We start from the raw sequence: 12,484 nt of genomic DNA, 5'->3' as shown, positions 1-12,484 counted from the left end.
ATGTCAACTGTTGCGTTCCATACGTTAGGTTGTAAAGTAAACCACTATGAAACAGAAGCCATTTGGCAATTGTTTAAACAAGGTGGTTATGAAAGAACAGAATATGAAAAGAAAGCTGATGTATATGTTATTAACACATGTACAGTAACGAATACTGGGGACAAAAAAAGCCGTCAAGTAATCAGACGTGCTGTGCGTCAAAATCCAGATGCAGTTATTTGCGTAACGGGATGTTATGCACAAACATCTCCAGCTGAAATTATGGCGATTCCAGGTGTAGATATTGTAGTTGGTACACAGGATCGTGAAAAGATGTTAGGTTACATCGAAGAATTCCGTAAAGAGCGTCAACCAATTAATGCTGTCCGCAATATTATGAAAACACGTGTGTACGAAGAACTTGATGTACCTTATTTCACGGATCGTACACGTGCGTCTTTAAAAATACAAGAGGGTTGCAATAACTTCTGTACATTCTGTATCATTCCTTGGGCGCGCGGTTTAATGCGTTCTCGTGATGGAAAAGAAGTTATTAAACAAGCGCAACAATTAGTGGATGCAGGCTATAAAGAAATCGTATTAACGGGTATTCATACAGGTGGATACGGCGAAGACATAAAAGATTATAACTTAGCTGGATTACTTCGTGATATGGAAGCGGAAGTAGGCGGATTAAAACGTCTTCGTATTTCTTCTATTGAAGCGAGTCAAATTTCAGATGAAGTAATTGAAGTGTTAGATAAATCTGAAGTAGTTGTACGTCACTTGCATATTCCGTTGCAATCTGGTTCTAATACTGTATTAAAACGTATGCGTCGTAAATATACGATGGAATTCTTCCAAGAGCGTTTAGATCGTTTGAAAGAAGCGTTACCAGGCCTTGCGATTACATCTGACGTAATCGTTGGTTTCCCAGGTGAAACAGAAGAAGAATTCATGGAAACATACAATTTCATTAAAGAGAACCGCTTCTCTGAGTTACATGTGTTCCCTTACTCAAAACGTACAGGAACACCTGCAGCACGCATGGAAGATCAAGTTCCTGAAGATGTGAAGAATGATCGTGTTCATCGTTTAATTGAGCTATCTAATCAATTAGCGAAAGAATATGCATCAGCGTTTGAAGGTGAAGTGCTTGAAATCATTCCAGAAGAGCAATTTAAAGACGGCGACCGTGAAGGGTTATATGTAGGGTATACAGATAACTACTTGAAAATTGTATTTGAAGGATCAGAAGAATTAATTGGTAAGCTAGTGAAAGTGAAAATTACGAAAGCTGGTTATCCATATAACGAAGCGCAATTTGTTCGTGTTCTTGAAGATGATGTGAAAAAAGAATCAGCAAGCGCATAAAAAAGAGCGTGCAACCGGAAACGGTTTGCATGCTTTCTTTATTTGAAGCGGTTAAGTACTAGAAGGTGGAGAGGCATTTCGTGCATCCCTGTATGAAAAAAGTTGAAATGATAAAAATATAGTTGTCTTCATGAAAGAAGGATACTAGCTATTTGTATAACTTTTGAAAAGGAAATGCTTCTATTCTTCTTTTATTCTGCCAAATAGTTGACCTGAAGTGATAAAATGTATTATAATCGTAAAAGACATGCTGAAGAAGTGTTTCTTTTTGCATGCTGAAGTTAGTATGTAAGTGTGATGTTTCGGAGGGAGGGAAAGAGAATGTCAAAAACAGTCGTTCGTAAAAACGAGTCTTTGGAGGATGCACTTCGCCGTTTTAAAAGATCGGTTTCTAAAACTGGTACACTTGCTGAAGCAAGAAAGCGCGAGTTTTATGAAAAACCAAGTGTAAAACGTAAGAAGAAATCTGAAGCGGCAAGAAAGCGTAAATTCTAAGAGAGGGTGTAAGTTATGAGTCTTCTCGGTCGTTTAAACGATGATATGAAACAAGCGATGAAGAATAAACAAAAAGAAAAATTAACCGTTATTCGTATGGTTAAGGCTGCTTTACAAAATGAAGGTATTAAACTGCAACATACTCTTACTGAAGAAGAGGAAATAACAGTTTTAGCTCGTGAAGTAAAACAGTATAAGGACTCCCTCCTTGAATTTAAAAAAGCTGGTCGTGAAGACCTTGTTAATAAACTGCAAAGTGAAATTCAGATTTTAAGCGCATATTTGCCAGAGCAATTAACTGAAGAAGAACTAGTTGATGTAATCAAGCAAGTTATTTCTGAAGTTGGTGCGACTTCTAAAGCAGATATGGGTAAGGTGATGACTGCTGTTATGCCGAAAGTAAAAGGTAAAACAGACGGATCACTTGTGAATAAGCTGGTTATCCAGCTATTAGCATAAAAAAACGTCTCATTTCGTATGAGACGTTTTTTATTGTTCTTATTAAGGAAAAACGCTATATTGCTTAAAAAGCGTTTCTGTAAGTGATAGAAACGCCTCTGGTATGTAAAAAAAGCTTTTTCGTTTTCTTAATTTCTTCGACTAACTCCTCAATGCTTTCTGTTCCTTGTTCCACTATATCTGGACAAAATTCATACATTTCTTGCGCGAAAGATTGCATTTCTTCGTCTGTAGGTAACGCGCTAAAAATGGCATCAACCCAGTCATGATCTGCACCGATTATGATAAAAGGATAGCGATCATTCCATTTTCTTAGTTTAAAAATAACATCTATATTGCTAACTTCGTAATTAACGCCATTTGTTTGTTGGATTGTAAGGATATCAAATTGGTCATTTCCTTGTGTAATTGCAATTCTACACTCACTCTTACTTCCTTGACTAAAACTTCTTTCGCAAATAAAAGCTAAGTATCCAAGTTTCTGAACCTCAGATTGAAGTTTTATAACTTGCTGTTCAGCAGAATCCTCAAAGGTAACGAAAGAGACTCCGGCTATTTTAGATTTTGAATCAGTTGCATAAAAGGGCTGGATGCTGCTGTTAGTAACTTGTTTTATAACATTCAAAATTTCTTGACTAAATCCAATTTCCTTTCGTATTTCCTCGCTTATTAATTCATTTTTTTGTTTTTTAATGAATCCTAATATTTTTTTGAAATTCATATAACAACCACCTATAAAATATTCTTACTTACACCGCAAAATTCAGAGTGGAGCAATTTCCTTTTTCGGATTTTATCTCATTTGTCTAATGAATGACAACTACTTATTCTATGGTCAGTATGTCACGTCCAGAACGAATTGTAACAGGTTTTTTCAAGTTTCCAACTTCTTGCTAGGCTCAATTTCTTAATGTAACTTGTACTGATATCCTGTAGGGGCGCATATTCTTGTATTAATACTTCTATTATTAAAGGTAACATCCTCTGATCCATCATTGTCCTGACAAATATGATTTCATATAGCGACTGTTTTAATTAACATGATATGAACTCTTGCAGAATATAGTTATGTTAGTGAAGTCGTTATAACACGATAGGCACTTGTGAAGAAATACATATATATGGGATGAGAGGGGGTCTTTCGAGATGAAGAAATTAGAACAAATGAAAAATTGGTTGACAAAACAAGTAGACCTACCAGTGGATGTATTAATGGATCTACCTCGGATTACTCTTGTTGGGCAAATACATATTTATATAGAAAATCATCGGGGGTTATTAGTGTTTTCAGATAAAGAAGTGCGATTGCTTTTAAAACACGGTCAATTATTAATTAAAGGACAATCCTTTGTTATTAAAACGATTCTTCCAGAAGAGCTTTTACTCGAGGGGATAATTGAGCAAGTAACATTTTTAGAAAATGAAAAAAAAGGTGATTGAAGTGAAACTTCCATTTGTGAAGTTTTTCTTCTTTATCCTGTAAAAGTTCCGTTGATAGAGACTGATTACAGTTTTACTCTGTTTTATTTTAGTACGAGCTATTTTAATGCTTCAAATAAAAAGTAGTATATCTACTTTTAGAAAGGTAGTGAAGGTGGTAAATGAAAAATAAATGGTTTATAAAGTGGCTTGGATATGTAAAAGTGCGAATTGAAGGTAGAGGAGCGGAACGGTTTGTTAATGAATGTGTACGGAGGAATTTATTAGTTTGGGATGTTAAAAAGATAGCTGATGAAACGTTAGTTTTTTGTATGTTGTTACGCGATGTGAAAAAAATAAAACCAATTTATAGAAAAAATGAATGTAAATTATATTTTATTGGACGTTATGGTTTTCCTTTTTGGAATAAACGTTTAATTAAAAACAGTGGATTTTTAATTGGTTTTTTAATTTTCTTTTTTGGTGTGATTGCAATGTCAAATATGGTTTGGAAAATTGAAATTACAGGAGCTAAACCTGAAACAGAATATATATTGATGAAAGAATTGGATAAAATGGGTATTAAAAAAGGGAAACTACAATTTCAAATGCCGAATGTAGAAGATGTGCAACGCCATTTGACAGATAATATTAATGCCATTACTTGGGCGGGACTAGAAGTAAGGGGAACGACTTATCATTTTAAAATTGTTGAAAAAAACGAACCGAAGAAAGAAAAGGAACAAAGGCCACAAAATTTAGTAGCAAAAAAAGAAGCGATTATTACAAAAACGTTTGTAGAAGTTGGAAAGCCGGTTGTACTGAAAAATGATCATGTAGAAAAAGGACAGATTCTCGTATCGGGAATATATGGTAATGAGGAAAGTCCGACGATTGTTTCAGCGAAAGGTATTGTATATGGCGAAACGTGGTATACATCTAAGGTGGATGTCCCGTTAAAGACGCAATTCCAAGTGTATACTGGTAATGTATACAATGAACATTTTCTTAAATTCGGGGATACGAAAATAAAAATATGGGGATTTCAGCATGATAAGTATAAACGCTCTCGTACTGAAAGTGTAAAGCATGATGTGAAATTATTTGGTTTTACACTGCCGATTGCATATGAAAAAGATGTTGTGAGAGAAGAAGAAGAAGCGAATCGAGAATATACAGAAAAGCAAGCGCTGAAAGTAGCGAAGGAGATGGCCGAAAAAGAACTAAAGAAAAAATTGGATGAACATGCTATGATTGTAAGTGATAAGATTTTGAGTAAAGAGGTTGAGGCGGATCAACTAAAAGTCACATTGCATTATACTGTGGTTGAAAATATTGCAGAGCCACAACCAATATCCGAATCCGATATTCAAGGAGACTGAGTAATGGCAGAACAATTAGTAGAAATGAACCAACAATTGGAAAATGCTAACGAAGCAATCGCTCTTTTTGGAGTTAATGATGCGCATTTAAAAGTAATTGAACGAGAACTGAATGTATCAATCGTAACTAGAGGAGAAACTGTTCATGTATCTGGGGCAGTTGAAACGGTGGCACTCGTAGAAAAAATCTTACAGCAATTACTTGTTGTAATTCGTAAAAGTATATCAATTTCAGAGAGAGATGTTGCGTATGCGATTCAGCTTGCACAACAAGGGAAAATTGCTCAATTTGAAGAGTTATATGAGGAAGAAATTTTCAAGACTGCAAAAGGTAAATCCATTCGTGTAAAAACAATGGGGCAAAGAAGATATATTCATGCGATGAAGAAGAATGATATTGTCTTTGGGATAGGGCCTGCAGGAACTGGAAAAACATATTTAGCTGTAGTAATGGCTGTGAGGGCTTTAAAACAAGGATATGTAAAGAAAATTATTTTAACAAGACCTGCTGTAGAAGCTGGAGAAAATTTAGGTTTTTTACCAGGGGATTTGAAAGAGAAGGTAGATCCATACTTACGCCCGTTATATGATGCTTTACATGATATTCTTGGACAAGAATATACGCAGCGTATGATGGAGCGAGGAGTAATTGAAATAGCTCCGCTTGCTTATATGAGGGGGCGTACGCTTGATGATTCATTTGTTATTTTAGATGAGGCTCAAAATACAACGGGTGCTCAAATAAAAATGTTTTTAACAAGATTAGGTTTTAGTTCTAAAATGGTTATTACAGGGGACCCTTCACAAGTAGACTTGCCAAAAGGGGTAAAATCAGGGCTATCTATAGCTGCTAATATTTTATCTGGTGTATCAGGTCTGTCATTTATTACATTAGAACAAACGGACGTTGTGAGACATCCATTGGTGCAACGTATTATTGAGGCATATGATAAAATGGAATGATCCTATTTGTCAGGATCATTTCTTTTTGTATGATAAGGTTGGCGAACGTCATATTTTTTACTATCATGAAAGATAAGGAAAATAAACTATTGGTACTAGTGTATAAAATATTGCCTCAAAGTATCGTTTGGTAGAAGAAATGAAAGCTATAAATAGTTTCACTTTATTTCTGGAGAGGAGAAGGTATTGAAATCATGTCAAGATCTCAAGAAATTTCTAAGTGGTTTCGTAATTTACAACATTCGAAAAAACTAAGTTGGATTTCTTACGTTGTGTTAGGAGCAGTGCTGTTTTTTGCGCTTATGAATAATGTAAAACCAGAACAATTAGATGTTAATATGTATTCTATTGCGAAAAAGACAATCCATTCTCCTATAAAAATTGAAGATAAAGTTACAACGGATAAAAAGAAAAAAGAAGCCGCTACAAAAGTTGAAGATCAATATACATATAAAAGTGAGTATAAACAAAACAAAGTTGATATTGTGAATGACGTCTTTGCTAAAGTGGATGAAGTGGTGCAAGAGATTAAAGCTGTTGGACCGGATGATCAAAAAAAGATGACTGATGCTGAGAAAGTGGACAAGTTAAAAAAGAAACTACCCGCTGACTTAACGAAAGAGTTATCTGATTCAAACTTACTGAATTTGATTAATGCAGATCCGAGCCAATTAGTATTAGCGAAAGATGCTGCGGTCACAGCGATTAATAGTATCATGACTGAGCATATTAAAATGGACGAATTGAAAGATGCGAAAGAACGATATGTAAGTGAGATGAATAGTGTTAATGTTGATAATGGTTTAAAAGAATCAATTAAGGCGCTAGGAAGATATGCAATTTCAGCTAACTATTTTTATGACCCAATCTTAACGAAAGAGAAGAGAAAAGCAGAGGAAGATTTAGTTCCACCTGTTTATATTCTTCAAGGACAAGTTCTTGTTAGAGAAGGTGAAACAATTTCAAGTGATGTGTATAATCAGTTGAAATTAGTTGGTTTGTTAGAAAAAGGGAACGGTTTTCAACCTTATGTTGGATTAGCGGTACTCATTGGTGTGTTACTATACTTTATGCATAAACAATTTGAATTATTTTTAAAGAGAAAAAGAGAAGATAGACCGTATGTTTTAGCGTATATTACAATTTTGTCTATCACAATCGTCTTAATGAAAATCATTAGTTTGTTTCAAAAACTTGAATACGCAGGGATTGCATATGTTGTCCCAGTTGCGATGGGAACAATACTTGTAAAACTAATGATTGGTGATCGATTTGTCTTTTTAACGAGTATGATTTTTTCTGTATGCGGAAGTATTATGTTTAATGAAGGAGTAACGAGTACATTAAATTATAGTGTAGGGATTTACGTATTGTTAAGTTCGTTATCGGTTAGTATTTTCTTGCGAGAAAAAAATCGTCGTACAATGATTTTACAAGCTGGTATACTCGTTTCTGTATTAAATGTAGTCGTATTGGCGGCGCTCTTATTATTACGTAATGGGAATTTTTCGCCTCTTGAAATTGGTACGCAATTATTAATGGCTTCACTTTCAGGGATTATATCATCCGTTTTGGCTATGGGGATTTTACCATATTTAGAAAGTGGACTTGGAATCGTATCAAGTATGAAGCTTATGGAATTATCAAGCCCAAATCATCCACTTTTACGCAGGATTTTGTTAGAAGCGCCAGGGACATATCATCATAGTGTAATGGTAGCGAATCTTTCTGAGGCTGCTTGTGAAGCAGTCGGGGCAAATGGTGTATTAGCGCGTGTAGGGGCATATTATCATGATGTAGGAAAAACAGTACAACCGCAATTCTTTATTGAAAACCAAATGGGAATTGAAAACCCGCATGATAAATTAGATCCTGTAACAAGTAAAGATATTATAATTGCTCACGTAACGGATGGAGTAAGAATGCTCGAAGAATATCATATTCCACAAGAAATTATTGATATCGCTGGGCAACATCACGGTACAACGTTACTGAAATATTTTTATTATAAAGCTATTAAAGAAGATAAAGAAAAATATACAGAAGAGATGTTCCGTTATCCAGGTTCAAAAGCAACTTCGAAAGAATCGGCAATTGTTGGTATTGCTGATAGTGTAGAAGCTGCGGTACGTTCTATGAATCACCCAACGCCAGAACAAATTAATAATTTGGTGCAAAGTATTATTAAAGATCGACTGCAAGACGGTCAATTTAGTGAATGTGATTTGACGTTTAAGGAACTACAAATCGTTGGAAAAACGTTGTGTGAAACGTTAAATGGTATTTTCCATTCGCGTATTACATATCCGGAACCTCCGGAAGAAAAGGAGAAAGAATGAGTTTGTTAATTGATTTTATTGATGAAACAGAAGAAGTAAAAGAAGAGTATATGAGTTTAATTCGTGAAGTGTTAGAAAAAGCAGCTCAAATGGAAAATATCGAGGATGGTGCGGAGGTATCGGTGACATTTGTAGATAATGAGCGCATTAGAGAAATTAATCGTGATTACCGAGATAAAGATCAACCTACAGATGTAATATCCTTTGCCATGGAAGAGATGGGAGAAGGAGAAATGGAGATTGTTGGTGCAGAGATGCCGCGCATGTTAGGGGATCTTATTATCTCTATTCCAAGGGCGAAAGAGCAAGCTGAAGAGTACGGACATTCTTTCGATCGTGAACTTGGATTTTTGGCGTTACATGGCTTTTTACATTTACTTGGTTATGATCACATGACAGAAGAAGATGAAAAAGAAATGTTCGGAAGACAAAAAGAAATTTTAGAAGCTTTTGGATTAGGACGATGAAAAAAGGAAAACTTATAGATAGTTTTGGATATGCTATAGCTGGTATATTCTTTTGTTTTCGTCATGAACGAAATATGAAAATCCATTATTTAGCCGCAGTCATTGTTATATGCTGCGGCTTTTATTTCCATATTACGAAAATAGAGTGGATGATATTACTTGTTGTAATAGGGAGTGTAATGAGTTTAGAGATGGTAAATACGGCTGTGGAAAAAACGGTAGATTTAGCGACTGCCGATATTCATCCGTTTGCAAAAATTGCAAAGGATGTTGCGGCAGGAGCGGTTTTATTGTTTGCAATTATAGCTGTTATAATTGGTGCTATTATCTTTTTACCGTATATGGTATAGTTGCATTCCGAAGCTTTTATTAAGCTTTGGAAGTGCTGTAAGGGCCTTTAATGAGAGAGTGTATCTCTTCATAGCTGTGAACAGGAAGGATGCGGGAATATGAATAGTAAACAATTAATTCTAGAAGCAATCGAAGCGCGTAAACAAGCGTACGTACCATATTCTAAATTTCAAGTAGGTGCAGCATTATTAACGCGCGGTGGAAAAGTATATCGTGGATGTAATGTTGAGAATGCATCATATGGCTTATGTAATTGTGCTGAAAGAACAGCTTTATTTAAGGCGGTTTCTGAAGGAGATAAAGAATTTGTAGCCATTGCGGTTGTAGCAGATACAAAGCGCCCAGTACCTCCTTGTGGAGCATGTCGACAAGTTATGGTAGAATTATGTAAACAGGATACGAAAGTATACTTATCAAACTTACATGGTGACGTTCAGGAGACGACAGTCGGAGAATTGTTACCAGGAGCATTTTTAGCGGAGGATTTACATGAATAGAAAAGGTTATAAATCAGGTTTTGTCTCTATTATTGGCAGACCGAATGTTGGAAAATCTACATTTTTAAACCGTATTATTGGCCAGAAAATTGCTATTATGAGTGATAAGCCACAAACGACTCGTAATAAAATTCAAGGTGTATATACAGAAAATGATGCACAAGTTATTTTCATTGATACACCAGGAATACATAAACCTAAACATAAATTAGGCGACTTCATGGTAAAGATGGCTCAAACGACATTAAAAGAAGTTGATATTGTTCTGTTTATGGTTAATGCAGTTGAAGGATTTGGTCGTGGTGAGGAATTCATCATTGAGAAATTAAAAGAAACGAAACAACCAGTATTTTTAGTAATTAATAAAATTGACCAACTTCATCCAGAGCAATTACTAGAGTTAATTGATCAATATCGTAAACTACATGAATTTGCAGAGATTGTACCAATTTCTGCGTTAGACGGTAATAATGTGGACGCTTTAATTGGAACAATTAAAAAGTATTTACCAGAAGGACCACAATACTATCCAGAGAATCAAGTAACGGATCATCCGGAGAGATTTATTATTGCAGAGCTTATTCGTGAGAAAGTACTACATTTAACACGTGAAGAAGTGCCGCATTCTGTGGCTGTTGTTATCGATGCGATTCAAAAGCGTGAGGGCGGGGCAGTTTATATAAATGCAACGATTGTTGTTGAACGTGCATCACAAAAAGGAATCATCATCGGAAAACAAGGGAAAATGTTAAAAGAAGTTGGTAAGCGAGCTCGTTTTGATATTGAAGCGCTACTTGGTTCTAAAGTATTTTTAGAAGTATGGGTAAAAGTGCAAAAAGATTGGCGTAATAAAATGTCTCAGCTTCGTGACCTAGGTTTCCGCGAGGATGAGTACTAAAATAGAGTAAAGTTGTAATCAGTGGATGGTTGGTTCATCCACTGATTATTGGTTTTTATGAACTTTGATAAATTAGGAAAAATTTTTCTCACATGAAAATGGACAAAATGGGTCAATTTAATAACAACAAAGGAAATTGGTTTATAGGCTACGCTTATTGAGAAAGGTGGATTCTTATGCTAGATTTTACCTGGAAGTTTTTCTCCAAAACAGGAAGCATTGAAACGTACTTGCTTTTGAAAGAAATGGAAAAAGACGTAAACGATGAGATGGATCAACATGAAGAGGAGCTAGCGCATCTAGACTCTCCAATTTCTTGACCCGTTTTGTTCAAACCTTGGATGGTGACGAACATGTTTCAAAAAGTTGAGGGCATCGTTATCCGTACGACAGATTACGGAGAAACGAACAAAATTGTTACAATATTCTCAAGAGAACTTGGTAAGGTAAGTGCAATGGCAAGAGGGTCAAAAAAACCGAAAAGCCGATTAGCATCTGTGTCGCAATTAATGACACATGGCCATTTTCTAATTCAAATGGGATCTGGGCTTGGAACATTGCAACAAGGCGAGATTATTTCAACTATGAAAGAAATTCGCGAGGATATATTTTTAACTGCTTATGCATCATTTATTGTTGAGTTAACTGATAAAGCAACAGAAGATAAAAAACATAATCCGTATTTATTTGAAATGTTATATCAAACGTTGCATTATATGTGTGAGGGTGTTGATCCAGAAGTATTATCATTAATTTATCAAACGAAAATGCTTCCGGTATTAGGGATGCGCCCGTACTTTGATACATGTGCGATTTGTCATCAAGAAACAGACTTTGTCGCCTTCTCCGTAAGGGAAGGCGGTTTTCTGTGCTCACGTCATGCAGAGCAAGACCCATATCGTATACCGGTAGGAGAAGCTGTTCATAAATTATTACGCCTTTTCTTCCATTTCGATTTACATAGGCTCGGAAATGTATCGGTAAAGGATAGCACAAAAAAACAAATGCGTTTAGTATTGAATACATATTATGATGAATATTGCGGAATTTATTTGAAATCAAGACGTTTTTTAGAACAACTTGATAAGTTTCAAATATAATTTTGGGCCGTATACGGTCCTTTTTACATACTTTCTTTTTCGAATAGCATATTTAGTATATAATATTTAAGAGATAGTATAACTTTTTTCGTTGTGCATTAAAGGTGGTGATTATCATAGAGCTGAATAAACGGCAAGAACATATCATTCAGATTGTAAAAGATCACGGTCCTATTACAGGGGAATCAATTGCAGCGCAATTGGGTCTAACACGTGCGACGCTAAGACCAGACTTAGCAATTTTAACGATGGCTGGTTATTTAGAAGCACGTCCACGCGTAGGTTATTTTTATACGGGTAAAACTGGGGGGCAGCTATTATCTGAAGCTGTTAAGAAAATTAAAGTACAAGATTATCAATCTAGACCGGTTGTAATTGATAAAAATGTTTCCGTATACGATGCAATTTGTACGATGTTTTTAGAGGACGTTGGTACATTGTTCGTTGTAGATCAGATGACTCTATTAGTTGGTGTTGTGTCTCGTAAAGATTTATTAAGAGCGAGCTTAGGAAAGCAGGATTTAACCTCTCTTCCGGTTAATATTATCATGACAAGGATGCCAAACATTGCGATGTGTCGTAGAGAGGATTCTTTATATGATATTGCGATGGAATTAATAGAAAGACAGATTGATGCAATGCCAGTTGTAAAAGATACGAAACAAGGTTTAGAAGTGATTGGGCGAATTACAAAAACAAATATTACACGTGCGTTTGTAAATTTAGTAAATAACGAATAAGTGTAATTTGTTTAAAGTGAG

Annotated in this window: 15 protein-coding genes; 14 read left to right on the top strand and 1 reads right to left on the bottom strand. The window is 35.3% G+C overall.

The window, feature by feature from the left end:
• The 3 genes from mtaB to NST90_RS20365 all read left to right on the top strand — a co-directional run bounded on the left by mtaB (position 1) and on the right by NST90_RS20365 (position 2,307).
• Positions 1 to 1,353 (top strand): tRNA (N(6)-L-threonylcarbamoyladenosine(37)-C(2))-methylthiotransferase MtaB, encoded by a 1,353-nt coding sequence (gene mtaB / locus NST90_RS20375; protein WP_000108679.1) that lies wholly within the window; start codon positions 1 to 3, stop codon positions 1,351 to 1,353.
• A 321-nt stretch (positions 1,354 to 1,674) separates the two neighbouring features.
• Entirely contained in the window at positions 1,675 to 1,848 is a 174-nt protein-coding gene (gene rpsU, locus NST90_RS20370; RefSeq protein WP_000048061.1) for a 30S ribosomal protein S21, read from the top strand.
• 15 nt (positions 1,849 to 1,863) lie between these two features.
• On the top strand, positions 1,864 to 2,307 hold the full coding sequence (locus NST90_RS20365; RefSeq protein WP_000054562.1) for a GatB/YqeY domain-containing protein: 444 nt from the start codon (positions 1,864 to 1,866) through the stop codon (positions 2,305 to 2,307).
• Between the two features lie 64 nt (positions 2,308 to 2,371).
• On the opposite strand, the gene NST90_RS20360 is transcribed toward NST90_RS20365, so the two are convergent.
• Positions 2,372 to 3,028: a DUF4253 domain-containing protein gene (locus tag NST90_RS20360; RefSeq protein WP_046392995.1), complete on the bottom strand. Its 657-nt coding sequence runs from the start codon at positions 3,026 to 3,028 to the stop codon at positions 2,372 to 2,374.
• Positions 3,029 to 3,453: 425 nt separating this feature from the next.
• On the opposite strand from NST90_RS20360, the gene yqfC reads away from it, so the two are divergent.
• The 11 genes from yqfC to NST90_RS20305 all read left to right on the top strand — a co-directional run bounded on the left by yqfC (position 3,454) and on the right by NST90_RS20305 (position 12,463).
• A complete protein-coding gene (gene yqfC / locus NST90_RS20355) occupies positions 3,454 to 3,747 on the top strand; it encodes a sporulation protein YqfC (RefSeq protein WP_000732269.1) in 294 nt (97 codons plus the stop codon).
• A gap of 161 nt (positions 3,748 to 3,908) precedes the next feature.
• The gene (gene yqfD / locus NST90_RS20350) at positions 3,909 to 5,108 is read left to right on the top strand and encodes a sporulation protein YqfD (RefSeq protein ID WP_000792498.1); all 1,200 of its coding nucleotides are present in this window, start codon (positions 3,909 to 3,911) and stop codon (positions 5,106 to 5,108) included.
• Positions 5,109 to 5,111: 3 nt separating this feature from the next.
• A complete protein-coding gene (locus NST90_RS20345) occupies positions 5,112 to 6,071 on the top strand; it encodes a PhoH family protein (protein WP_000840501.1) in 960 nt (319 codons plus the stop codon).
• A gap of 194 nt (positions 6,072 to 6,265) precedes the next feature.
• Positions 6,266 to 8,410: an HD family phosphohydrolase gene (locus NST90_RS20340; protein ID WP_000091509.1), complete on the top strand. Its 2,145-nt coding sequence runs from the start codon at positions 6,266 to 6,268 to the stop codon at positions 8,408 to 8,410.
• Complete coding sequence (gene ybeY / locus NST90_RS20335; protein ID WP_000054684.1) at positions 8,407 to 8,877, top strand: rRNA maturation RNase YbeY; 471 nt, start codon at positions 8,407 to 8,409, stop codon at positions 8,875 to 8,877. The genes NST90_RS20340 and ybeY overlap by 4 nt, the downstream gene beginning before the upstream one ends.
• Positions 8,874 to 9,227, top strand: coding sequence for a diacylglycerol kinase family protein (locus NST90_RS20330; RefSeq protein WP_000715466.1), 354 nt, complete (start codon positions 8,874 to 8,876; stop codon positions 9,225 to 9,227). The genes ybeY and NST90_RS20330 overlap by 4 nt, the downstream gene beginning before the upstream one ends.
• Positions 9,228 to 9,326: 99 nt before the next feature.
• On the top strand, positions 9,327 to 9,725 hold the full coding sequence (locus tag NST90_RS20325; RefSeq protein ID WP_001086285.1) for a cytidine deaminase: 399 nt from the start codon (positions 9,327 to 9,329) through the stop codon (positions 9,723 to 9,725).
• Entirely contained in the window at positions 9,718 to 10,623 is a 906-nt protein-coding gene (gene era / locus NST90_RS20320; protein ID WP_001080230.1) for a GTPase Era, read from the top strand. Before NST90_RS20325 ends, era begins: the two co-directional genes overlap by 8 nt.
• Before the next feature lie 176 nt (positions 10,624 to 10,799).
• Positions 10,800 to 10,943, top strand: coding sequence for a YqzL family protein (locus NST90_RS20315; protein WP_000883924.1), 144 nt, complete (start codon positions 10,800 to 10,802; stop codon positions 10,941 to 10,943).
• Between the two features lie 33 nt (positions 10,944 to 10,976).
• Positions 10,977 to 11,723: a DNA repair protein RecO gene (recO, locus tag NST90_RS20310; RefSeq protein ID WP_000487015.1), complete on the top strand. Its 747-nt coding sequence runs from the start codon at positions 10,977 to 10,979 to the stop codon at positions 11,721 to 11,723.
• A 107-nt stretch (positions 11,724 to 11,830) separates the two neighbouring features.
• Positions 11,831 to 12,463, top strand: coding sequence for a helix-turn-helix transcriptional regulator (locus NST90_RS20305; RefSeq protein ID WP_000583756.1), 633 nt, complete (start codon positions 11,831 to 11,833; stop codon positions 12,461 to 12,463).
• Positions 12,464 to 12,484 lie beyond the last annotated feature (21 nt).

It is taken from the genome of Bacillus sp. FSL E2-8900 (assembly GCF_037966225.1).
GTDB lineage: Bacteria > Bacillota > Bacilli > Bacillales > Bacillaceae_G > Bacillus_A > Bacillus_A cereus.
Note: the sequence above shows the minus strand (reverse complement) of the source record. Positions and strands in the feature narration are given on the sequence as shown.